Raw genomic sequence first — 23,007 nt, 5'->3', positions numbered from 1 at the left:
CTCCCACCGCCAAGCACTCTTTCGGCCGGTCAGTCAGAATTCAGAAGGCCCTATTCCCCTTCTTGCTCCCGTCGTTTTGTCTCGTTCTCCCTCCATCTCCGGAAGCTTGCTTCCAGCCACGCCTTTCCCCGGATGCGATATTCACGCTCCGTGGTTTCATCTTCCAGAAGCGCCCAGCCATCGCCCTGGGTCATTCGATACCCCTGAATTTCCACGGCACCCTGATGGAAGAAGAACCACCGGTGAAAATCATGCCGCGTTTCGACAAGCCACTTCATGTGACCTCCATCATCGTCGTCATGCAGGATCCACATGTCTCCATAGGCGACACCCTCGCTGTACTCGATGATGTGAGTACCCCATCCTCGATCCCACTCCTCGTACATAATAGTCATGCCGATGGGGAATACCTGATACGGATGCTTTCCCGAGGTCTCCGCTCGTTCACGCTGGGTGGCACAGATCAAGCGGAATGCCTGGTAGTCCACCCGGCCGGTCATGGTGAGTGACTCCAAATCGGGCCGCCGAAGCAACTCACGAAGTTTCTCATAGTACGCGGACGGGCGCTGGGGCACAGCTCGTGACTGGTAGTCAGGCCGTGTCCGCCAAAAAGGCGGCTCAGGGTCGACGTCGTAGGGATGCGCTTTTGCGTTCATCAATGCCAGTTCAAAGCGAATCAGGATGTCCTTGCTGGCGCGAAGCAGCCGCTGGATTTCCACCACTTTGTCAAACCAACCACGAATCGCCTTCCGGAATGCCCAGCCTTCACGATGGCCAAGCCAGCAGGCATCTTCGGAATGGGTGTCATCGCCGAGCCAGTTGAAGTAGGTATCAAACTCAACCAGCGGCACAAAATTCTCCGGCCAAAGCTTCTCTGGAGGATGGGTGACCTTTTTCCTCGCCTCCTCGGCCCTGTATCGCGCATCAGCAGGCACATCCAAAAGCTCGACCCACAGATATTTGCACACATCCCCCGGTCGAGCGATGCACATGAACTCGTAAACGCGAAGCGCCTGCTGGGCATCGGTCATCAGGTGCCCCAGCGCGCAATCATGCACCACCACCCGAAAGGGACGCCAATCGTCCTTCTTTTCGGGGTAGGTCAGTTCGCATTTCATCAGAACTCCTGCCATGACATCGGGATCGTGCGGTGATTTGCCGGGTCGTCAACATGCCCCTCAAGAGCTCTTCCCTGCCATTCCTCCGTTTGCCTCCAAGAGCAAAACCTTTCGCTTCGACCGCTTGGAAACGCCTGGAAAGAAACCTGTCAGCGGGCCTGCCAATCCTGTCATGGCAATAGCCTTCCCCACCATGAAGCGCAGTGACTTGGGAAAAAAACACCCTGCTTCACTGGACGGCCTGCACAATCCTTGCTTGAATCGCCCGGACCCCAGTCACAGCACAGCAGCTTCTTACATTCCTCTGTCATGAATCCCTATCCTCCTTCACAACCTCCCGTCCCTCAGAAGAGCAGCAAGAAATGGTGGTTCCTCGGCTGCGGCGGCTGCCTGGGCATCATTGCTCTTGGCGTGCTTGCCATCGGCTTCTTTGTTGTCTCCATCATGGGGGTCATCAAGAAGACGGACGCCTACACCGGTGCATTGCAACGCGCACAGAGCTCGGCCGAACTTCAAGAGGCGATTGGCACCCCCATGGAGCCCAGCTATTGGGTCATGGGCGCAGTGAGCACCAACAACGGCGCCGAAAGCGCCGAGTTCGCCATTCCCCTTACGGGACCGAAGGGCGTCGCCGCCGTCACGGTGAAGGCCTCCAGACCCGCCGGTGCTACTGCCTGGGAATACTCGATCCTGGAAGCGCTGGTCGCCAGCGGACCTAAAAAGGACACCAAGATCGAGCTGAAGTAACTTCCACCTTTCCTCGGCGGGCCGTACTGCGCACCTTGTGCAGACGGCCCGCTTTTTTGTGTCTAGGCCGCTAATCCGCGTTTCTTCATTTCGCCCAGGGTCCACGCGTATTCTGCGCTGAGCTGGTCCACCACATCCCCGGTGCGCAGCCCTTCAGGCAGCACTTCCCAGGTGTAGGTCTCCATTTCCAGATGCTGGCAGGCCGTGGGATTGACCTGCAACCAATCCAGGGCACCGAGAAGATGGTCCTTGGTATCGCGGAATCCCCCACTCGGCTCAGCATGCAGAGGGATGTGGAAATGCACTCGCCACTCTTCGCCGAGATCGTTCGGTGTTTGCGCAGCCATCTCCAGCGCATTCGGGATATCGCGGAAGCGGCGCAGCGGCGCCTCACCTTCCTTCACCACCACCTGGTGGAAGTACACCGGCTCATCATAGCCACGCAGGCGCTCGAGGTTCTCCTTCGTCGGTTGCAGGCTCAGGGCGGAGCTGAGGTGCAGTTTGCTCAGGCGAATGCCAGCGCTGGTGATGCGATCGAGCGCTTCCCCGGCCTCCTCAAACTCCACCGCCAGATGGCAGCAGTCGTAGTTCAGCCCCACGCGTTTGAAGAAATTGAGTTCCTTCGGATGACGATCGAGGTACAGGCCAAAGAATTTCAACGTCTCCCCACTGGTCTCAAAGAGGCCAAGCGGTTCCGGCTCCAGCCCCAGATGCAGGTCATGCCCAGTTGCATCGCACAGGCGCTGGATGTGTTCCGAGCAGGCCTTCAGGTTGTCGAAAATGGCGTTTAACTCATCGCCGCCGATGCCGAATTCCTTATGGGATCCCGGCAGGGTGCTCACGCTGCCGCTCATGCCCTTGGGCAGCAGTTTTGCGAGTAAGTCGAAGAGCAGGCAAGTGTAGTCGAGCCGCTCCTTGGTGGTCCAGTCCGGCTTGAAGACCTGCTCCTTCACTCGCGTTCCGTGGAAGGAACCATACGGAAACCCGTTGATGGTGAATACATAACAATTATTCGCCTCCAGCCACTCCTGAAACTCAGCCAGCATGCACGGCGCGGAGAGATCCCGGGCTGCCTGCTCACTCAAGCGCAGGCCAATGCCATAGGGCTTCCCCGGGGCCACGCGCTCCCGGACCTGCAGGGTATAGTCCCGGAGGCCACGCCACGTCTCTTCAAACGTTTCGCCGCGGTGGATGTTGGTGCAGTAGCCAAGATGATTGCCGTGGGGGAGGTGCATCCGGACAGTTTAGCGCGCTTTCCCACCCGCCAAAGGGAATCTCTCGCCGCGATTAGTCCCATGGAGAAACAACGCGAGCAAACCACTCCGCACAACGATTCGTGGCGATTGGCCTTGTTTTTGCTTTCTCCCGCATACACCTAACACTCACGCTTCCATGCTCTTCAACGGCTACGCCAACGACGACTTTTTTGACGAGATGTTTGCCGAGGATGGTTCCGTCAGGAACCACTACTCGAACATCATGGACCGGTTCAACCGTCTGGATCCACCCGAGTGGTCCCAGCGACAGACCGCCACCGACCTGGCCTTCATGCGTGGAGGCGTGACTTTCACGGTCTACTCGGATTCGCAAGGCACCGAGCGCATCTTCCCCTTTGACCTGGTACCTCGCGTCATCCCGGCAAACGAGTGGAAGGTGATCGAGAGCGGCCTCATCCAGCGCATCACCGCGCTGAACATGTTCCTGCACGATCTCTATCACGAGCAGAAGATCCTGCAGGACCGAGTAATCCCCCCGCATTACGTGCTGAATGCAAAGCACTATCGCCGGGAGTTCATGAATGTGAATGTGCCCAAGGACATCTATGTCCACATCTGCGGCACGGACCTGATTCGCGGACGTGATGGCACTTATCTCGTGCTGGAGGACAACCTGCGCTGCCCCAGCGGCGCGAGCTACATGCTGGAGAACCGCGCCGCCGTGAAGCGCGCCTTCCCCCGCCTCTATCAAGCGAACACTGTGCGCAGGGTGGACACCTACTCCGCCGATCTCCTCAAAGTACTCAACCACGTGGCGCCCGGCAATCTGGGCAATGAACAGCCCAATGTCGTGCTGCTCACTCCGGGTGTGTACAACAGCGCCTACTTCGAGCATTCCTTCCTCGCCCGGCAGATGGGCATCCCGATTGTGGAGGGACGAGACCTCGTCGTACGCGACATGCGCGTGTACATGCGCACCACTGCAGGTCTCATGCCGGTGGATGTGATCTATCGACGCATCGATGATGACTTCCTGGATCCCTCTGTCTTCCGTGCAGATTCGCTTCTCGGCGTTCCCGGATTGGTAAATGCCATCCGTGCAGGAAATGTCAGTCTCGCAAACAGCATCGGCACCGGCGTCGCGGATGACAAGGTCATCTACTACTTCGTGCCGAAGATCATCAAGTACTACCTCGACCAGGATCCCATCCTGCCGAATGTGGACACATATCTCGCCAGCGAGCCTCAGGATCGCATGTACATCCTGGAGAATCTGCACAAGCTCGTGGTGAAATCCGCCAACGAAGCCGGCGGCTACGGCATGCTCATGGGGCCATGGGCTGCGAAGGAGGAAATCGAAGAATTCCGCAAACAGATCCTGGCGAACCCGCGCAACTTCATCGCCCAGCCGCCCATTTCACTCTCGCGGCATCCCACCTGGGTGGGCGAGGGTTTCGAGGGCCGCCACGTCGACCTTCGCCCCTACATCCTCTATGGGGACAAGATTACCGTGACCCCCGGAGGCCTGACCCGTGTGGCCTTGCGAAAAGGTTCCCTCGTGGTGAATTCCTCCCAGGGCGGCGGCTCCAAGGACACCTGGGTCTTGCAGGGAGACGCCTGATGCGCCAGTTCTCTGACCATGACTCCAGTCCGGTCGCCAGTTTGCGCAAGACGCTGGACCGGGTCCATCCCCTCCCACACGCTCAGAAACCTCCCCCTCCCTCTTCCACTCCGGCTCCCTCCATGCCTCATCCCATTCAATTGAACACGAGCATCCAGCGCGGCTCCCAGGTGATGCTTTCCCGTGTGGCCAATTCCCTCTACTGGATGAGCCGGTACATTGAGCGCGCGGAGAATATCGCCCGCCTGCTGGATGTGAACCTGCAGCTCATGCTGGATTTCGGCCAGCTCGATGACCAGCAACTCAAGGAACACTGGCTCCCCATCCTGCGCTCCGCCGGCGATGAAGAGACCTTCTTCAATCACTACACCACCGCGGACAGCCAGAGTGTGACGGAGTTCATGACCTTCTCCCTGGAGAATCCAAATTCGGTCATGTCCTGCCTTCTTGCTGCCCGTGAGAATGCACGCCAGATTCGCGACCAGATCTCCCGGGAAATGTTCGAGGCGCTGAACGAGTGCCATCTCTTCCTGAAGTCGAAGAATGCCCGCGAGCTGTGGGATGGCGGCGCGCACGATTTCTACGAGCAGATCAAGAAGTACTCCCACCTCTTCCAGGGACTCACGAGTTCCACATTCTCCCGTGATGAAGGGTACGAGTTCATCCAGTTCGGCAAGTTTGTGGAGCGTGCGGACAAGACGGCGCGCATCTTGGATCTGAAGTACCACATCCTCCTGCCCAGCCTTGCAGATGTGGGTGGCGCCGTGGACACCGCGCAGTGGCAGGCGCTGCTGCGCTCGGTAAGCGCGCTGGAGGCGTATCGCCGTTCTCATGTGGTGGACATCGCCCCGTGGAAAGTTGCGGAGTTCCTCCTCTTCTCGGAAACCTTCCCCCGCTCCGTGCGCTACTGTCTGGAACAGGTGGACCGCTACCTGCATCTGCTGGCGAATACGGCCATCGGTGAATACCGCAGCCCTCGCGAGCGCACCTTTGGAAAGCTGCTCTACGAAATGAAGTTCCGCACCATCGAAGAGGTGATCCGCCAGGGTCTCCACGAGTACCTCGAGGAAGTGCGTAAGACGCTCGACGGCATCGATGACTTCATCTATGAAACATTCATGTACCACCCACCCACGGACATGGAGGCTGAGATTCGCCTGCACCAGCAGGAGATGCAGCAGCAACAGCAAAGTCAGGGATGAGCACCCCTCAAGACGGTGCTTCACTCTTGCCAGAATGGACCGAGCCTCTCACGCTGGAGGTGCGTCATCTCACGCGGTTCACGTATCACGATGCGGTGTGGGACAGCTTCAATGAAGCGCGGCTCCAGCCGGTGACGGATACAGCACAACTCTGCCGCCGCTTCTTTCTTCACATCGATCCAGCTGCGGACGTCCGTGACTATCCGGACTTCTACTCGAACTGCGTGCACTACTTCGATGTGAAGCGCCCGCACGAGCAGCTCAGCGTGGAAGCCGTTTCTCATGTCCAGACTCACGCAGACTCGCGAGGGCCGGTGCCGGAGAAGAACCCTCCCGAGGGACTGAAGAACCCCTCAATCATGGAGAACTACTTCGACTTCCTCCACGACTCACAATTCGTTTCCCTGGAGCCCGAAATCTGGCGTGAAGCCGTGGACTCCCTTCCCGGCGGCGTCTCCGACCTGTGGACCGACACCCTTGCCGTGGGCGGCCATGTATTCAGTACCTTCACCTACACCCCCTCAGCCACCACGGTGAATACGCGCCCCACGGAAGTGGTGCAGCTCCGCAAAGGTGTCTGCCAGGACTTCGCGCACGTGATGCTGGGGATCCTTCGCACGCTCGGCATTCCCGCCCGGTATGTGAGCGGCTACTTCTACAATCCCGATCGCAAGCCGGACGAAATTGAAGCCAGCCATGCATGGGTGGAAGTGTATCTGCCCGGTTACGGCTGGAAGGGATTCGATCCCACGCACAACCGCGTGCCCGACACGAGATATGTGAAGCTCGCCGTGGGCCGCGACTACGCCGACATCCGCCCGCTCAGCGGCACCTTCCGCGGACGCGGGACGCGCGAGATGACCGTGGAGGTACGCGTGCGCCGCCTGCCGGAAGACGCGTGGGAGTGATGCCAATCCACCCAGCACCGCCCCACCTTGCCTCGCCTCTCGCTCAGGGCAACTCCAGCACCAACCGGAAGCCCACGTTCGCCTTCGTGGCGTTGGCCGGAAGATGCTGTCTCGCCGAAGTCAGCAGCGTATCCAGAGAGAAGCTAAGCCAGGAAGAGCCGCGAATCACCTTCTCACCCGCAGCGCCGGGCCAATCGTCCGAACACCACTCGGACACATTGCCCGCAAGGTCATAAAGATGGAGGCTGTTCGGTGAGAAGCTGCCCACCGGCGCAGTGTAAGTGTGAATGTCCTGGTATCCAGACATACGCGCCGTGTCGAGGTTGGCGCTCAACTTCGGCGGCACGGATTCGCGTCCCCACGGATAGTCCGCCTTGTTGGCGAGGTGACGCTCCGCAGGCGTGCCTCCCGGATCCACTTCCAGGCCGGCTGCGCGACTCCACTCGAGATCGGTTGGAAGGCGGTATCTTGCGCCTTCAGGAATGAGCTTGGCCTCACGATCCTTGCCAGTCAGCCATTCACAGAACTGGTTCGCCTCGTCCCAACTCACATTCACGATCGGATGGATCGGGGTGATGGCAAAGGTCGGGCGATTCTTCCACGCCTTGCCTGCAGCTTCGTAGTCCTGCACACGCACTTCATGCTCGCCAATCAACACCCGCGAGCCCACCTCCAGTGGCCGGAATGCCATCCCCAGAGGGTTGGTATAGGGCTGGCCCGCGGAAGCGAGCTTGAGAGTCGCCACGTCGGGCAGCGGCGCCTTGACCTCAGCTTCATTCGCCGACACCACCAAACCTGAACCACGACGCTCCATCTGCTGACGCATCTTTTCCACCTCCTCCTGCGTGACCTTGGGACCGTCCATCAACTCGGCGCGCCGTTCACGAGCGATGTCCGCCTTGGACCTCTCCATCTCAGCGAGGAACATTGCCGAGCGAGGTTTGTCCTCCAGTACATATCGGAAGCCGATGCTGGGAGCCCGGGTATCGCCCGGCACCTTGTATTGGTAGGCAGACAACAAGCACTCCTTCCGGAAGTACATCCAGGAACCGCCGCGCAGGACGCCAAACGTCTGCAAGCTGGTCTCGCCACCAGGAGGCTGATCCCAAGTCCACTCCCACACGTTGCCAGCCAAATCCGCAAGTCCTTCCGGAGACGCTGCAAAGCTGCCGACTGGTGACGTGAAGGTGTACCCATCGTCCTTGCCAGAGATTTCCATGGAATTAAAATTCCCGGCTCCTTGAGGAGGCGGCCATTCCATGCCCCATGGGAACGCCTCCAAATCACGCTCCCGCTGCTCCGGTGTCGGATGGGCGGAGCGACCCACTTGCAGACCCACGGCCGCATCCCACTCCCTCTGCGAGGGCAATCGATAGACCTGCAGCTTGGTAAGAGCGCCAGATGCCTGCTCACGCTGCGTCAGCCAGGCGCAGAACGCCATCGCGTCCCTCAAGCTGACATTGACCACAGGGTGATCCTCCGTCTGCGGGAAAAAAGGTGTTCCACTCCACGAGTAGCCCGAGTCATTCACAAACGCCTTGAAGTCCGCGACCCGGGTTTCCCAGGCAGCGATGTAGACGGGTGTGCCCGGAATCTCGAACAAGGGCATCCCCTGGCTGTTTTTCTTGGTCGGCTGGCCCTGCGCAGATGCGGGACCGGGGGTAAATTTCCCATCCGGCGTGAGTTCCTGACCAGGTGTCAGCACCTGCACGCTCACGAACGCCACCGGCATCATCCAGCGGACAATCCGCCGAAACAGCGACGAGGAACAGAGAGAAGGTGGCCTGCCACCGGAACATGCACGCACGCGAGAAAACATGAGGGAAACAAATTTGGACCACACCATCCGCCAGACAATCAAAGAATTTTCCCGGTTCTGCGCGGAATCTCAAAAAAAGAGCCGCACCTCGCAAGGTGCGGCTCCCACAAACCATCCCAAACCAAAAAACGTTAGGGGCTCGTCGGCACAATGATGATGGGGGGGCCGTTGCCGTTGTTATTTCCACCGCCGCCGCCGTTGTTGTCATCATCGTCTTCGGTGGGCTCGTCGAAGGGACCAGTGCCACCCGTACCACCGCCACGATAGGCGGAGAGACCGAGGGCAGACAGCGAAGCAGGGTTCAGCGGGGCGTTGGGGTCGCCAACGTAGCTGCCACCGCCGTTGTTGCTGTCGCTGTTGTCGTCTTCATCTCCGTTGCCGGGGGCATTGCCATTGCTGCCATTCTCGCCCGTGGCGGCAGCAGGCGTAAGACCGGCCGCCGCGAGGATGGCGTTGATGGCATCCTGCTCAGTCGCGTTGGGTCCGAGCTGGCTCTGTACTTGGGCAATAGCCGCCTTGGAAATCAACACAAGCTGGGAGCCGCCGCCGCAGGAAATCTTGATGGCTTCAAAACCACCGGCTTCTGAGGGCGGAGCTGCAGCGGTGTAGGTGGGGCCATCCATGAGGCCCAGTTCCTTCAGCACACCAGCGTAGGGAACGACCACCGCCATCGCCATGGCTTCCCATTCAGGGGCGAGACCAGCCACACCGCGCTTGTCGAAGTTGGGCTCGAAGCGAAGCGCCACATAGCGAGCTCTCACGGGCTGCTTGGGGGAGAGCTGCATAAGGCCCTTGCCCACCGAGTCTTCGCCCGAAGCAACGATCGGCGCGCTGTCGAAGATGGCAGGATCCAGTGTCAGCTTACCGCGCCAGTCTTTCTTCTCAGGGAGGCTCTCAAAGGCGAACACTTCAAGCCGGGTCGGCACGCGGGAATAGGCGGCGCTGAACTTCTTGATGGTGCGGGTGTTGCCAAGGTCATACACCACGGTGCGGAAACGCTCGGTGGTCTTCGGGAACTTGAAGGTCTGGCGTGCCCCCTCATTGTCGCCCACATTCGTGGGAGTAGGGTACATATAGATGGGCTTCGCACCTGAGCTGGCGGAAGCGAGATCCACTTCAGTGCCCTTCTCCTTCACCTGCACCGCCTTGTAGTCGGAGACCTTGGACGGACCGGAAATCGACAGGCTGCGGATGGAAGCGCCATTGGAGGCGTTGAAGCTCAGCTTCACATACTTCGCCTGGGCACCAGCAAAACGCAGGGAGACAAGACGCTCGCTCGCATCAAAGCCAGCCTGGGCCAGGGAAACCCACTGATTCATGTCCGTGCTGCAGGAGACCGTCACGCTGCCACTCACTCCTTCATTGATGAAGGAAACGTCCTCCACCACTTCCTGCGCACCGAGAGTAATCACCACGTGCGAGGCACCAGCCGGCACCTTCGAGGCTTCCAATGCTCCCTCATTCAGCAGTGCAGAGGAATTGCCAATGCTGGCGCTGGACTGGATCTTCGCGCCCAAGATCGCCTGGTTCGCCAAGTTTATGGGGGCATCGGCAGAAGGCAGACGCTGCCACGCTGCGGACGAGGTGCCGAGCATGCAGACCATCGCCAGAAGGGTGGGATGAAAAGCGGATTTCATGAGAGGGAGAACGTATCGGGGGCTGGTCGTGTTGAGCGAAAACACGGTTTAATTTCTCAAAAATACCCAATGGACCACTGGATTGTCAATGCAAACACTTTCGATATACCGTTCCCGACAAGACCTTCACCCTATCGTCCTTGACACAGAGCGTGTTGCTACAGTTTCCTTGATAAAATCGGCCATTTCGGGTATTTCTTGTGTTCATGGAGTGTCCACGCTGCGGGACTGATGCCAATGCTTCCCAATCCTCCTGCAGGCATTGTGGCTTCCATGCTGCCCAACTCACGGAGGAACTTGGGAGCAGCCTCGTACGGATGGAGCCTCTCAACGACGCGGCCAATTGCCTCAGACTCAAGGATCGCCACTTCCTCATCCATGAACTGGAATCCCTCCAGCAGGAGTTCCCCCAAGTCTTCTTTTGTGTCTTCCTGGGCATCCTGCCACCGCAGCCAACCCTGCCCGAAACCTCATTCTGGCTGCTGAACCATGCCGCATTCCCCACCCAGGATGGCCCCCGCCTGAATGAATATGCAGCATTGCTCATGATCGATCCGGTGGCGAAATGCGCTGGCCTCAATGTGGGCTATGCCCTCGAGCCGCTGGTCCCGACCAAGGAATTGTCCCGTATTCTCGCTGCCGTGCGGACGCCCCTCTGGCACGGAGAGTTTGCCAACGCCATCAGCCAAGCCCTCAGTCTGCTGGCCAAGGCCCTGCGCAAAGTTGGTAAACGTGCCCAAAAAAAGCAGGAATTCCGCCCCCCGGACACAGAGAAAGGATTTTTGAAGGCCACGGGCTTGGAGACGCTGCGTCCAGTCGCGCCATCGAGAACTCTGACCAAGGAGATCCCTCCGACTCCCGCTGAGGACAACCACGACTACCACATCCCGCCCCCCACAGAGCGATGATGTCTTCCCGATACATCATTACCAGATGGGCGGTATGTGCGGCTTGGGCGGTCATGAGCCTCTGTCTGGCGCGCGGCGAGAGCATGGCTGTGGATGATCTCCTTCCCCTCCCCGTGTGGAATGATGAAGACGCCGCCACGCTGCAGATGGAGCCCGACATTCTGCCTCTGAGTGGCCTCCTCTGGCCGGACAATTTCGATCCCGACAAGATTCTTCCCCCGGACCCACATCTGGCCAGCACACCAGGTGAAGGCGAGCCTTCACTGAGCCCGCCACCCAGGAACAGCCGTGGACTCGGCGACAATTTTCTCCTTTTCATCCCCAAGCCACCTGCACCGGTGGTGCAGCGCGCGCTACCGCCTGACAAGCCGCTCACCGAAGTCACCCGCGAATTTATGGAGCAATCCGAGCTCCTCGAGCCGGATGCCTTTCTGCTGGATCCACACATGCTCCTGCCGGAGATCCAGTCAGAGGATCTGCGCAGGCTGCTGACCTTCCACGTCAGCCAGTCGCAAACATCAGCCTACTTCCTCATGCTCGATACGCATGAGAAACTCTCGCCGAAGGTGGATCTCTCCCGGCTCGCTGGCGGACGATTGACGAAGGAGCACGCCTGCCTCGCCGCCTTCCCTCTGGGGCAGCCGTGGCGCGCACGTCTGTTTGTCACCCGTGAAATCGCCACAGGCGTGGAGCCCGGCTATCTCCCCGGCATTCTCGAAGCGTGTGTGCAGGACGCGATGCGCGCATCCGATCCCATGGATCAACTGCAGCGCTTCGCCACGCAGCTCTCCATCCGCCTCATCTGGATGGAGCGCGCCTATCCCAAGCTCTTCACCGTGGAAGAGGCCGCACCCGCCGAAGTGGTGAAGAAAGTGGTGCCGGAGTCCCCCACGGCTTTCGTGCTTGCCGATGTTTCCCAACCTCTCGTGCCCGAAGACGATCTTTGGACGAAATGGACACTGCTCACTCGAGAGCACGGCCGGGTGATGCTGCTGAGTTTCTCCGGGTTTCTGCTTCTTGTCGCAGGATTGATTCGCCTGATCCACTGGCACAAGCGTCGACGCGGCAGCACCGTCTGGATGCTGCCGGAAGTGGAAAGCGCCCCACGCTTCGGCGGCGCCCACTGCGGCGGTGGGGGCGCGTGGATCAAATACGGGGCATAAGAAACTACCGCTGTCTTGCACGAATGTGCCAGTCCGACGACGGCATGTGTGTTTTACCAGGCGTTTACAAAGAACCGTGTGGTTTCACACGTCTGGCTTGTTGGTTGAACAGGCAAACCTCTACCGCTGCATCCCCATGGTCCACGCACGCACACCCGTCATCATCCTCGCCATCACCATGCTGCTTGGCGTTTCGCATTTCGCACACGCCTTGTCCCGGAGCTATAAGCCGCTGGCCGTTCTCGTTGCAGAGGCAGATGCCATTGTGGAAGCGCACATCACCGTGCTCCCTGCTCTCAGTTCGAAAACCGATGGCACCGCCGTCATCACAGTGGGAGTAGATCAGGTCTTGAAAGGCGACCTTGCGAAAGGGTCCACCGAAGCGCTCATGACTTCGATGGCCCGCTTCTGGGGAGAAGTTCAGTGGAAGGAAGGCGGACACTACCTTTTGCTCCTCAAGCGCTCAAGTGGTCAGACCAAGTTCGAAGTTACAGACTTTGGCTCGCGCCCCTATTCGGATAATGACGCCAGGGAGATCGCTTCACTGGTCCAACGCCTACCTTCATGGTCCAAAGCGGAAAATGGACTCTCCACGTTATTGACCACCGAAGTCCCGAAGTTTCATGTCGGGGATGAAATCGATTTGTGGGTCGGCTGTCGCAACGACTCGAACGCGGAGATCACCCTCCGCTATACCGACTGGCCACGCGCAACCAGCTCCAAATGGAAGCTGGAAGTGCGCAAAGAAGGTGGCGACTCAATCTCGGCCATGCCACATCCCACGTTAACCTCAAAGGACATTGAGGACTACTTCTCCAAACATGGGAAATCCTACGCCGTGCTGCTCAAGCCCGGCGAGTATCACTGGTTCATACTGCAACGAATCAGCTCCGCAAAACCGGGATGGGGCTACAAGGAGGAACTGGACTACCAGTACTACCCCATGACCGCGCCCGGGAAGTACATCATCAGCGTGTCAGGAGAGAATCTTCTGAAGGAGGGTGTATTGAGGGCCGGCACTGCCGAGGTGACCCTGGAGTGAGCAAGCTCCAGAAGCTTGACCATCCCTCAGCACAAGCGCACCCTGTACCATGGCCAGGTACGTTTTCGGAACTCCATCCGCGAAGGAGAGCGCCCTGCTCTGGCTCCCGGCCAAAGACTCAAGTGTGCCGACCGGCGACGAATTTGAAGACGCGTGTGAGTTTCTGGAAAAGAAGCTCCGCACTTACCTCCGCTCAACGAAACTCCGCCGCGATGCCTGTTATCTTCGCGGAGACTTCTGGGGTGATCGCACCCAGTACCTGGAAGTGGATGAGCTCAGGGCGCTGACACCTTCTTTCTTCCAGACCGTTTCAGACTGGTTGAAGGAACTTGAAGGCCAGTGGCGCGTGGCCATCCCTCACGAGCTTCTGCCGGGAGGCGCCATCATCGTCTATGACAGGGTGGTTCGATTCCTGGGGGACAATGCCAACCCACCTGTCTCACTCGCTGAAGTATTGCCGCAGCACGCCAAATCGACCTCCCGAAGCGATTGTTGAAGCCAGCGCCTCCCCTTCCATGAAATATGAGCTCTCCCCAGGTAACCTGCTGCAGAAATCGGAAGACCCACGCGCAGGTGCCGAACTTTTCCACACCCTCTTGGAGTCGCCATACGTAAAATTGGAACACATCATCTCCCACGGACAGGCGAGTCCACCAGACTTCTGGTACGACCAGGATGAAGATGAATGGGTGCTGCTCCTACGGGGTGAAGCGACGCTTGAATTTGCCGACGGCGGCATGGTGCGACTCACCGCAGGAGATCACCTGACCGTCCCCAAACGCGTGCGCCATCGGGTGCACCGGACCAGCGAAGATGCGATTTGGCTGGCGCTTTTCTTGAAGGTGTGATAGGGTGTGCCGTCATCTATTAAAAAGTCAGTCACATGTTGTGTTAGAGTAAGCGGTAGGAAGCACACGATGCTCACGCCGCACCCGCCTCCGACCTGAGGCGCGATACATCCCCGACATGGGGCTCCCTGTACCCAGGGTCTGTCAGTCAGTTATATGGAAACCAAAATACTCAAATTGCTCGGACGCGCCGACTATGTGCCGTCCAACGTGCCCCAGCTCATCGGTGGGCTCGGCCTCCACCGCAGCCAGCAGCAGGAGCTGCAGGAAGTGCTGCACACGCTGGAAACGGAAGGCAAGATTCTTGTCACCAAGGGGCATCGCTACATCCTCGCCCAGCCGGCCGACATGGTCGCCGGCATCATTCAGATCAACCGCGCAGGCAAGGGCTTCCTGCTGCCCGATGAACCGGGCGCGGTCGAGATCGTCATTCAAGAATCCGCCACCTCCACCGCGCTGAATGGCGATCGCGTGCTGGTGCGCCGTGATGTGAAGCCTCGAGGCCTGCGTCCCCGAACCGCAGGGGAAGCCGAGGAAGTCACCGGCACCGTCGTACGCATCCTGGAACGGAAGCGCAGCCGCCTTGTGGGCACGCTCAAGCAGGCTCGCGAGTTCCTCTACGTCGTGCCGGACGACCCCCGCATCCCGCACCACATCTCCGTGCCGCCCGCACGTGACACCGGACGCCCCGCCGTCGTGGGCGACAAGGTGGTGGTGGAACTCACCCACTGGGAAAACCGTTTCACGCCGCCCGAGGGCGAGATCGTGGAAGTGCTCGGACCTCCCGACGCGGAGGGCGTGGACATGCTCTCCGTGCTGCGCAACTACGGTCTGCCCCTGAGCTTTCCCCGTGAAGTGCTCGACGAAGCCAATGCCATTGTGCATGGCCATGGTCGCGCCAACAACGAGCCTTCGGAAGAGGACTTCGTAGGTCGTGTCGATTGCCGCGATCACATGGTGATCACCATCGACCCGGATGATGCGAAGGACTTCGATGATGCCATTTGCCTCCAGCGACAGTCGAAAGATCACTGGAAGCTCTGGGTACACATTGCCGATGTGTCCCACTACGTGAAGCCCGGCAGCCTGCTGGACAAGGAAGCCTATGAACGCGGCAACTCCACCTACCTGGTGGACCGTGTCATTCCCATGCTTCCTGAGGCGCTCAGCAATGAACTCTGCTCGCTGAAACCGGGTGTGGCTCGTTTGACAAAGTGCGTCGAGTTTGACCTCGCGACGGATGGCACTGTGGTGAAGGCAAAGTTTCACTCCGCGGTGATCCGCTCACAGCGACGTTTCACCTATCAGGAGGCCTACAAAATCATCCAGCGTGAGCCGCAGGACGACATGGAGCGCATGCTGCATGCGGCGCACCAGATGGCGCAGCGCATCCGCGCGAAGCGCTTCCGCTCCGGCGCACTGGATCTGGAGTTCCCTGAGAACAAGATCCGTCTGGACGAACGCGGCCGCGTGTTGCGTATCGAGCGCATCGAGAATGACGAATCGCACCAGCTCATTGAGGAGTACATGCTCCTGGCGAATGAAGCCGTGGCAGGTCGTCTCATGTCTCTGCAACGTCCTTCAGTGTATCGTGTGCACGAGAAGCCCAAGGCCAAGCGCCTGGAGGCTTTCCAGGATGACGTTCTCGGTCATCGCGTGCCCTGCGGTGACCTCACGAAGCGCGACGAGGTCCAGAAACTCCTGCGTACGCTGGAGAAGCTGCCCATCGGCCCCGCGCTGAAGATTGGCTTTCTGCGTTCGCTGATGCGTGCGCGTTACGCCGTGGATCCACTCGGCCACTACGGACTGAACAAGCAGAAGTACACCCACTTCACCTCTCCCATCCGTCGCTACTCGGATCTGGTGGTGCATCGCACCCTCTTCAACAACCAGCTCATCCCGGTGCCTGAATTGAAGAAGACCGCGGAACACATCAGCAACACCGAACGCATCTCGTCAGACGCCGAGCGCGACAGCAAGGATGTAAAGCTCTATGCACACCTGAAGACCCAGTTGAAGTCAGGCGAACTCCAGACCTACAGCGGCCTCGTCACGGATGTGCGGAACTTCGGATTCTTCGTCGATGTCACGGATCTCGGCATGAGCGGATTGATTCACCTCTCCTCGCTCACGGATGATTTCTTCATCTTCGACGACGTGCGCAGCCAGCTCGTGGGCCGGCACTCGCGCCGCGTCATCAAGCTGGGTGACCGGCTGCCTGTGCAGATCTACCGCATCGATGAGACCAAGAAGCAGGTGGACTTCCAGCTTGCTCCGCAAAGCGGTGATGAATCCCGCGATGGCCGCGACACCCGCAGGTCGGACTTCTCTCGCACACGCAAGAGCGGACCCGGTCCTCGGCAGCGCGAAGAGCGTTCTCCTCGTCCCCGTCCCGATGGTGTGCGTCCCCGCACGTTGTTTCCTTCTGAGCAGAGGCAGGGACCCCGTCCAGACCGTCCGGCACGTAAAGCGGAAGTCGAGTCGCCAGAAGAACTGCAGTTGGCCTCTGGTCGCAAGCGCGGTGGCAAAGGGGGCAAGCCAGGCGGTCCCAAGCAAGGCAGACCACCCGGCAGCGAAAGTGGCAGCGGCGGCGGCGGATTTAAAGGAGGCTTCTCCAAGAAGCGCCCACACAGCTCCAAGAAACCTGCTCCTCGCCGTGACTATGGTCAGGGAGAAGGCGCAGGCTCTGGCAACAGCAGCAGCGCTGGACACAAGGATGGCATTGCCAAGAAACGCCCCTTCAAGAAGGGACCCGGTGGCTTTGCTAAAAAAGGGCCGTCGAAGCGCGGCAAGAGGAAGTGATGCGTCGCTGCTGATTGAAGCGTCTCGTGAGATCATTCAAGCTGTCAGCCCCAAATTGACCCGAACACTCACCACCTTGCGCGAAGCGCTTTGGAGTGCGTGTGCGAAGCACCGCTTTGGCGGAGAGTGGAACAACGTAACAATGAGTTCAGCTGATGTGCGCACGCACCGTGAGTGGCGGTCACTATACATGATGGCGTGGAGTCGCGTGGCATAGCAAGCTGCACGCTCCGACCGCGAAACTCCCTACTAAAGCGGTGCTTCGCACACGCACTCCAAAGCGCTTCGCGCAAGGTAGCACACAGCAGACGCCTCAACGCGTGCACGCACTGTTTTAGCACAATGCGCGCTGCAAAGCTCGCCTAGTCCATCTTACCCCAGAAAGTATCACTTCCCCTCCCGCTTCACCCTCAACGCCTGCTCCACCTGTCCCAGTGGCAGGCAGTTGATGACATCCTCGCGCGTGAGCCATCCCTTCCGTGCGATGCGAGCGCCAAAGAACACGTCCTGCAATCCACGCGTGCTGTGCGCATCTGGATTGATGGCGCACTTCACGCCCTTCTCCTTTGCCATCTTCCACCAACGCCAGTCCATGTCCAGGCGCCAGGGGTTCGCATTGATCTCGATGATGGTCCCGTTCGCCGAGGCAGCCTCAATAATCTCGGGAATGTTCACCGCATAACTAGGACGAGAAAGGAGCAAGCGCCCTGTCACGTGTCCAAGCATCGTCACATACGGATTCTCTATCGCTTTGATGATACGCTTCGTCATCTCCGCTTCTGAAAGCGTGAAGAGATTGTGCACACTGGCCACGACGTAGTCGAGTCCGGCCATCACTTCGTCGCTGAAGTCCAACGCCCCATCCTTGAGAATATCGACCTCACTGCCCGCGAAGATACGGAAGCCTTCCTTCTCGTACTCGGCGTTGAGCTTGCGTATTTCCTCCACCTGCGCAGCGAGGCGCGTCTCGTTCAAGCCATTCGCCTGGAAGGAGGACTTGCTGTGATCCGCGATGCCCAGGTACTGCCAGCCCACTTCCTGCGCGGCTTCGGCCATCTCACGCAAAGTCGCTGCGCCATCGCTGGCCACGGTGTGATTGTGAAAGCATCCACGGAGATTCTGCAATTCCACGAGCCGGGGAATCCGTCCCTCCTCCGCCGCTTCGATTTCACCGGTGTTTTCACGAAGCTCCGGTGGCACAACCTCGAGATCAAGCGCGCGATACACATCCGCCTCCTCCATGCACTTCGGCGGCTCCTTGCCATTGCCATTCGCCACAGGAGTGAAGGCATATTCGTTGAGCGACCATCCACGCTCCAGAGCACGGCTGCGGAGGACGATGTTGTGCTCCTTGCTTCCGGTGAAGTACACCAGCGCACAGGCGAATTCATCATTCGTCACCACGCGGAGGTCACACTGCACCCCGCTGTCCAACACCACACTCGCCTTCGTTTCACCATGGCCCAGCACCTGGGTCACGCCCGGCATATGAACGAAATCCTCCAGCACCTCCTTGGGACGACGAGAGGCCGCGAGGAAGTCGAGGTCATGCACCGTCTCCTTGCCACGGCGATAGCTACCGCCGACTTCCACGCGTGAGACATCCGGATGGTCGCGGAGCATTTCCAACACCCCCATCACGATCGGCGCCACCTGCTCCTGACGGAATTCATGTGCGTGGCTCTCGCGGAAGCTGATGCCCTGCAGCAGCTTCTCCGCCGTCTTCGCGCCAAAGCCGGGCAGCTTCGCAGCCTCGCCACTTTCACACACACGCCTCAGATCTGCGATGGACTTCACGCCCAGTGTGGCAAAGAGCGCCGCGATCTTCTTTGCGCCCAGCCCCTGCACTTCAAACAGTTCGAGGATCCCATCTCCAAACTCCGCCTTGAGCTTCTCGTAGAACTCCAGCTTTCCGGTGCTGGCCAGTTCATGCAGCTTTTGCTGGAGCGCATCACCGATACCTTTGATGCCTCCCAGGTCATTCGCCTTCGCCTTGGCCACGATGTCACCACTGAAATTCTCCGCCACATCTGCTCCGGTGGTATAGGCACGGATCTTGAAGGGATTCTCCCCCTTGAGTTCCAGCAGCCGCGCGATGTTGCGCAGCACCTCGGCCATCTGTTCAGCGGTCATGCCCGCATGGTGGCGAGATGGCCCCGGATGTCTATGGGCAAGTAGTGACGGCCTTGCTTACACCCCCATCATCTCCAGTCCACGCATCGTGCCTGTACTGGAGGCAAACGAACCAGCCTCAACACCCATCCGCTGCAACATGCTGACGAAGAGATTGGGCAGCGGGTAATTGTTCTTCTGGTCGAAGGCGAGATGCTGGCCGTGCTTGAACCCACCGCCGGCAAGGATGACAGGAAGGTTTGTCGTGAGGTGGCCGCTGGCATTGCCGAGATTGCTGCCGAGCAGCACCTGGGTGTTGTCGAGCAGACTGGAGCCGCCATCCGCGCTCTGCTTCAAGCTGCCGAGGAATGCCCAGAAGGCTTCGATGGTCGCGCGCTCAATCAGCGCCAGCTGGCCCATCATCTCGGGATTCTTCCCGTGGTGTGAGAGGGCATGATACGCCTGTGTCACACCCTTGATGGTGGGCACCAGGCCATAGCCCGTGCCTCCCAGCGCCACGACACGAGTGGAGTCAGTTTCCAGGGCGAGTCGGATGATGTCGAAGTTTGCCTTGAAAGTGCCGACCAGATCGGTGCTATCGAGCTTACCGGGCTGTGCGGCATTCACTTTTGGCTTCGGTGTCTGGCTCCAGGCCTGGGCCTTGGAGAGGCGTTGCTCCGTCTCGCGCACCGCAGTGAAGAATTGGTCCAGCTTGTCACGATCGGCAGCGCTCACCTTGCCTTCGATGGACTTGGCATCTTCCAGCACCGTGTCCATGATGCTGCGGCCCTGATCCAGTTCCTGCTCCTGCGCTGCGACTTCCTTCGGCGTGCCGGTGAGGAAGAGTTTGGCGAAGGCCTTGGCGGGCGACTGCTCCACGGGAATGGGCACCCCATTTGCAGTCCACGACAGGGAGTGGTCGCCGAGAGTGAGCGAGGCGAAGCGCGTCTTGTCGCCAATCTGCTTCGCCACGTACTGGTCCAGCGAGATGCTGTTCTTGAAACTGCGCGATCCAGGATGTGCAGCGGCCGTGAGGAAGGATTTCTCAGCCGAATGCCCACCGTCCACATCCGGGTGACTTACGCCGGAAAAGACGGTGAAGTCGCCGCGCAGGGCCTCACCTGGCTTCAGGTACTCGCTCAGTTCATAGCCGGTCCCGGTGCCGGTCGGAAAGAACTTCTCACCCAGGAAGCCGAGGGGAATATTGATGGCCACCATGCGGCGTGGCGATGTGGCTGCCGCCGCCGCAGCAGCACGCGCTCCAGGAATCATTGCCTCAAGCAGGGGAAGCGCGAGGCTCACACCGGCGCCACGGAGGAAGGTTCTGCGGGAAAGGTGCTTCATGACAGTGATAAAGGAATTACGGAGCGGCGAAGAGATCGCTGGCAGCAATCTCATGCACCAGAGTGCGGAGGCCATTCCCCTTGGAAGCGGCCTGTTTCACGATCGCATGGAGGGCCTCACGGTCGGAGAAGCCCATGCCGCGTCCCGTGGCATAGGTCATGAGCTTTTCCGTCAGGCAATGGCTGAACGCCTCCTGCTGGTTCATCAGCAGCTTCTTGAATTCGCGGATGTCTGCAAACTTCTCCCCACTGGCGAGATTGCCACTGGCATCCACCGGTGCCCCCTCCTTCACCGAGCCGTAGCCCTTCTCCTCATTGTGCACCACCCAGCGGGCATAATTGGCCCGATAGTCTCCAATGGGATCAAAACTCTCCAATGCGAAGCCTGGCGGGTCGATTTTCTTGTGGCAGGCACTGCAGCTTTCCACATTGCGATGCTTGTCGAGTTGCTCTCGCACCGTCTCGGCTCCACGAATGTCCGGCTCGATGCCAGCGGTATTCGGAGGAGGTGGTGGTACATGCTGACCGAGAATGTTCTCCAGCACCCACACGCCGCGCATCACAGGCGAGGTCGTGGTTCCATTCGCCGTCACCTTCAACACCGCCGCCTGAGTGAGCACGCCACCACGCACGGAATCCTTGGGCAACGCAACCGGGCGCAGCTCAAGTCCCTGCACTTCCTTCGCGTCGATGCCATAGTGCTCCACCAATCGCTGATTCAGCAAGGCAAAGTCGGAGTCGAGGAAGTTCGCGATGGACAGGTTCTTCGTCAGCAGATGGCGGAAGAATCCTTCTGTCTCCCACACCATGCTGATGCGGAGGATTTCGTTGAACTTCCTGTAGAGCCGCTCATCCGGCACGGTCTCATTGATCTGGCGCAGCTTCAGCCACTGGCCAGTGAAGTTCTTCACAAAGGACTCTGCTTTCGGATCCTTCAGCATGCGCTCGACCTGGGCCTCGAGTTGCGCGCGATCCTTGAGCCCACCCTTGGCGGCCACCTCCAGCAGCGTGGCATCCGGCTGGCTGCTCCAGAGGAAATAGGAAAGCCGCGAGGCCAGCTCCAAGTCAGAGACACGCACAGCATCCGGCACCTTCACTTCATTCAGGTAGATGAAACCCGGCGAGCACAGCACCGCCACCAGTCCGCCTTGCAGACTTTCCAGGAACGGGCGTCCTGCGTCGAGTTGCTTGCTCACCAGGGTGACGTAACGCTGCGCCTCCGTCTCCTGCACCGGACGACGATAGGCACGCGGCATGAAACGGCGCAGCACCATCTCTGCGTCCTGAAGCGTCCCCTTGTTCACATCGATTTCGCCCAAGAGGCGCGTGTGACTCTCCGGCGGCCATTGGTCGATGATGGGCCCGGTGATCTCCACTTTGCCAAAGCCAACTCCGCGATAAGGCATGCCGGGGACCTTCTTCACGTACCCAGGAAATCCCTGCGGGAAGAATTGGAGCGCGTACTTCGGCTCGAGATACGTCTCAATCTCGAACATCTTCGGCTCCGGCCCCACCTCGTAGTACCCGATCATCTTCGAATACGCTGCCACACCCGCGAAGTTCGAGGCATTGATGCTGAAGTACTGGGTGTCCTGCGTGTTGTGCGCGGCCGCCTGGAAACGGTAGCGGTACCGTCCCGCGACCGGTGTGCGGTACTCGCGCGTGGAGATCTTTGAGTAATCCGTGTCCGTGGTGGTATAGCTGATGATACGCCCATCCACAAAGCCGTAGTCACCCGTGTCGATGTATCGTTGCACCTCTTTGAGTGAATCCACGGTGACCGTCTTCGTCTCGGGACGGGGCGTGGTGAAGATGGCCGCCTTCACCGCCACTCGTGCCGCATCGAGATAGCCCTGCATCTGCTCCGCAGAGAGCGCGAGAGCTTCACCGTTGTTGTCGAATCCACCGGCCTGTTGGTCCGCGGGAAGCAGATCCTTCACCTCCACATTCACCGCCAGCAGATCGCAGATGGTGTTCTCGTACTCGATACGGTTGAGCCGGCGCTGCACCACTTCGCGGCGCGCCTTGTCCGCCTGACTCAGGCGCGGAGACACGGAGGAAAGGAACTGCTCCAGCTCCGCTGCAGCCGGACGCGGCTGCTTCGCCGGCGGCATCTCGCCGGCCTTCACACGGTCAAAAACGGCGGTCCAGAGATCTGTCTGTTCTTTACCCGCCATGGATGGCTGGAGCTTCTCCAAATTCAGCCCGCCCTTGGCCACATCCGCATCGTGGCACTCCATGCAGTGCTGCTCAAAAAACCTCGTGGCTCCCTTCCGGAACTCATCCGTGGGATTCGCAGGTGCCGTAGCCGCACTGAGCAACACCGCGCTCAGGCTGATCCCCAGTGGCATGGATTTCACCATGGATTGACAAAACGAAGGCGCAGTAAGGCGTCGGAGCATGGGGGCGTGGTCGCGCGGAGTGAGCGGACAAAAACGACACCAAAGGTAAGGCCCTTGCTACGGCGGTCAATGAAATCGAAATAACGGCGCCATCAGGCAAAACGCCCCGCCTCCGGCC

17 protein-coding genes are annotated in these 23,007 nt (G+C 59.5%); 10 read left to right on the top strand and 7 right to left on the bottom strand.

The features are described from left to right. Positions 1-50: 50 nt before the first annotated feature. Entirely contained in the window at positions 51-1,118 is a 1,068-nt protein-coding gene (locus DES53_RS18830; RefSeq protein ID WP_170157219.1) for a hypothetical protein, read from the bottom strand. Between the two features lie 309 nt (positions 1,119-1,427). Between DES53_RS18830 and DES53_RS18820 the strand changes: the two genes are divergently transcribed. Beyond that, positions 1,428-1,865 (top strand): cytochrome c oxidase assembly factor Coa1 family protein, encoded by a 438-nt coding sequence (locus DES53_RS18820; RefSeq protein WP_113959856.1) that lies wholly within the window; start codon positions 1,428-1,430, stop codon positions 1,863-1,865. A 62-nt stretch (positions 1,866-1,927) separates the two neighbouring features. Here DES53_RS18820 and eboE read toward each other — a convergent pair whose 3' ends face one another. Beyond that, positions 1,928-3,100 carry a metabolite traffic protein EboE gene (gene eboE / locus DES53_RS18815; protein WP_113959855.1) on the bottom strand — a complete coding sequence of 391 codons (1,173 nt, stop codon included), beginning with the start codon at positions 3,098-3,100 and terminating at the stop codon, positions 1,928-1,930. Positions 3,101-3,257: 157 nt separating this feature from the next. On the opposite strand from eboE, the gene DES53_RS18810 reads away from it, so the two are divergent. From DES53_RS18810 to DES53_RS18800, 3 genes are all read left to right on the top strand, one after another. After that, positions 3,258-4,703 carry a circularly permuted type 2 ATP-grasp protein gene (locus DES53_RS18810; protein WP_113959854.1) on the top strand — a complete coding sequence of 482 codons (1,446 nt, stop codon included), beginning with the start codon at positions 3,258-3,260 and terminating at the stop codon, positions 4,701-4,703. A 122-nt stretch (positions 4,704-4,825) separates the two neighbouring features. Then, complete coding sequence (locus DES53_RS18805) at positions 4,826-5,905, top strand: alpha-E domain-containing protein (RefSeq protein ID WP_211325610.1); 1,080 nt, start codon at positions 4,826-4,828, stop codon at positions 5,903-5,905. Further along, complete coding sequence (locus tag DES53_RS18800; RefSeq protein WP_113959853.1) at positions 5,902-6,813, top strand: transglutaminase family protein; 912 nt, start codon at positions 5,902-5,904, stop codon at positions 6,811-6,813. The genes DES53_RS18805 and DES53_RS18800 overlap by 4 nt, the downstream gene beginning before the upstream one ends. A gap of 43 nt (positions 6,814-6,856) precedes the next feature. On the opposite strand, the gene DES53_RS18795 is transcribed toward DES53_RS18800, so the two are convergent. Both DES53_RS18795 and DES53_RS18790 read right to left on the bottom strand, forming a co-directional pair. After that, positions 6,857-8,632, bottom strand: coding sequence for a formylglycine-generating enzyme family protein (locus DES53_RS18795; RefSeq protein ID WP_211325609.1), 1,776 nt, complete (start codon positions 8,630-8,632; stop codon positions 6,857-6,859). A 131-nt stretch (positions 8,633-8,763) separates the two neighbouring features. Beyond that, the gene (locus tag DES53_RS18790) at positions 8,764-10,269 is read right to left on the bottom strand and encodes a hypothetical protein (RefSeq protein WP_113959851.1); all 1,506 of its coding nucleotides are present in this window, start codon (positions 10,267-10,269) and stop codon (positions 8,764-8,766) included. 317 nt (positions 10,270-10,586) lie between these two features. Here DES53_RS18790 and DES53_RS18785 point away from each other — a divergent pair, with 317 nt between their 5' ends. The 6 genes from DES53_RS18785 to rnr all read left to right on the top strand — a co-directional run bounded on the left by DES53_RS18785 (position 10,587) and on the right by rnr (position 17,032). Then, entirely contained in the window at positions 10,587-11,177 is a 591-nt protein-coding gene (locus DES53_RS18785; protein ID WP_147263487.1) for a hypothetical protein, read from the top strand. Positions 11,178-11,230: 53 nt separating this feature from the next. Then, positions 11,231-12,340, top strand: a complete 1,110-nt coding sequence (locus DES53_RS18780; RefSeq protein WP_113959849.1) for a hypothetical protein — start codon at positions 11,231-11,233, stop codon at positions 12,338-12,340. Between the two features lie 136 nt (positions 12,341-12,476). Continuing rightward, positions 12,477-13,382 carry a hypothetical protein gene (locus DES53_RS18775; protein ID WP_147263486.1) on the top strand — a complete coding sequence of 302 codons (906 nt, stop codon included), beginning with the start codon at positions 12,477-12,479 and terminating at the stop codon, positions 13,380-13,382. A 49-nt stretch (positions 13,383-13,431) separates the two neighbouring features. Further along, positions 13,432-13,878 (top strand): hypothetical protein, encoded by a 447-nt coding sequence (locus tag DES53_RS18770; protein ID WP_113959847.1) that lies wholly within the window; start codon positions 13,432-13,434, stop codon positions 13,876-13,878. A gap of 19 nt (positions 13,879-13,897) precedes the next feature. Continuing rightward, on the top strand, positions 13,898-14,230 hold the full coding sequence (locus DES53_RS18765; protein WP_113959846.1) for a cupin domain-containing protein: 333 nt from the start codon (positions 13,898-13,900) through the stop codon (positions 14,228-14,230). 156 nt (positions 14,231-14,386) lie between these two features. Then, the gene (gene rnr, locus DES53_RS18760) at positions 14,387-17,032 is read left to right on the top strand and encodes a ribonuclease R (protein WP_113959845.1); all 2,646 of its coding nucleotides are present in this window, start codon (positions 14,387-14,389) and stop codon (positions 17,030-17,032) included. 387 nt (positions 17,033-17,419) lie between these two features. Here rnr and polX read toward each other — a convergent pair whose 3' ends face one another. Genes polX through DES53_RS18745 form a run of 3 tightly spaced genes read right to left on the bottom strand, consistent with a single transcriptional unit; the run spans position 17,420 to position 22,889 of the window. Further along, positions 17,420-19,165 (bottom strand): DNA polymerase/3'-5' exonuclease PolX, encoded by a 1,746-nt coding sequence (gene polX / locus DES53_RS18755; RefSeq protein WP_113959844.1) that lies wholly within the window; start codon positions 19,163-19,165, stop codon positions 17,420-17,422. 57 nt (positions 19,166-19,222) lie between these two features. After that, the gene (locus tag DES53_RS18750) at positions 19,223-20,488 is read right to left on the bottom strand and encodes a DUF1552 domain-containing protein (RefSeq protein ID WP_113959843.1); all 1,266 of its coding nucleotides are present in this window, start codon (positions 20,486-20,488) and stop codon (positions 19,223-19,225) included. A 16-nt stretch (positions 20,489-20,504) separates the two neighbouring features. Further along, a complete protein-coding gene (locus tag DES53_RS18745; RefSeq protein ID WP_113959842.1) occupies positions 20,505-22,889 on the bottom strand; it encodes a DUF1592 domain-containing protein in 2,385 nt (794 codons plus the stop codon). Positions 22,890-23,007: the final 118 nt, after the last annotated feature.

The organism is Roseimicrobium gellanilyticum (genome assembly GCF_003315205.1).
In the GTDB taxonomy this organism is placed as follows: domain Bacteria; phylum Verrucomicrobiota; class Verrucomicrobiia; order Verrucomicrobiales; family Verrucomicrobiaceae; genus Roseimicrobium; species Roseimicrobium gellanilyticum.
This window is presented reverse-complemented; position numbering and strand designations above follow the sequence as displayed.

Bases quoted from the DNA above. Each gene is read 5' to 3' on its own strand.
- DES53_RS18810 (WP_113959854.1), top strand. From the start codon at position 3,258: ATGCTCTTCAACGGCTACGCCAACGACGACTTTTTTGACGAGATGTTT.
- DES53_RS18745 (WP_113959842.1), bottom strand. From the start codon at position 22,889: ATGCTCCGACGCCTTACTGCGCCTTCGTTTTGTCAATCCATGGTGAAA.
- DES53_RS18790 (WP_113959851.1), bottom strand. From the start codon at position 10,269: ATGAAATCCGCTTTTCATCCCACCCTTCTGGCGATGGTCTGCATGCTC.
- DES53_RS18795 (WP_211325609.1), bottom strand. From the start codon at position 8,632: ATGTTTTCTCGCGTGCGTGCATGTTCCGGTGGCAGGCCACCTTCTCTC.
- DES53_RS18770 (WP_113959847.1), top strand. From the start codon at position 13,432: ATGGCCAGGTACGTTTTCGGAACTCCATCCGCGAAGGAGAGCGCCCTG.
- eboE (WP_113959855.1), bottom strand. From the start codon at position 3,100: ATGCACCTCCCCCACGGCAATCATCTTGGCTACTGCACCAACATCCAC.
- DES53_RS18780 (WP_113959849.1), top strand. From the start codon at position 11,231: ATGAGCCTCTGTCTGGCGCGCGGCGAGAGCATGGCTGTGGATGATCTC.
- DES53_RS18750 (WP_113959843.1), bottom strand. From the start codon at position 20,488: ATGAAGCACCTTTCCCGCAGAACCTTCCTCCGTGGCGCCGGTGTGAGC.
- DES53_RS18785 (WP_147263487.1), top strand. From the start codon at position 10,587: ATGGAGCCTCTCAACGACGCGGCCAATTGCCTCAGACTCAAGGATCGC.
- rnr (WP_113959845.1), top strand. From the start codon at position 14,387: ATGGAAACCAAAATACTCAAATTGCTCGGACGCGCCGACTATGTGCCG.
- DES53_RS18800 (WP_113959853.1), top strand. From the start codon at position 5,902: ATGAGCACCCCTCAAGACGGTGCTTCACTCTTGCCAGAATGGACCGAG.
- polX (WP_113959844.1), bottom strand. From the start codon at position 19,165: ATGACCGCTGAACAGATGGCCGAGGTGCTGCGCAACATCGCGCGGCTG.
- DES53_RS18830 (WP_170157219.1), bottom strand. From the start codon at position 1,118: ATGAAATGCGAACTGACCTACCCCGAAAAGAAGGACGATTGGCGTCCC.
- DES53_RS18820 (WP_113959856.1), top strand. From the start codon at position 1,428: ATGAATCCCTATCCTCCTTCACAACCTCCCGTCCCTCAGAAGAGCAGC.
- DES53_RS18775 (WP_147263486.1), top strand. From the start codon at position 12,477: ATGGTCCACGCACGCACACCCGTCATCATCCTCGCCATCACCATGCTG.
- DES53_RS18765 (WP_113959846.1), top strand. From the start codon at position 13,898: ATGAAATATGAGCTCTCCCCAGGTAACCTGCTGCAGAAATCGGAAGAC.
- DES53_RS18805 (WP_211325610.1), top strand. From the start codon at position 4,826: ATGCCTCATCCCATTCAATTGAACACGAGCATCCAGCGCGGCTCCCAG.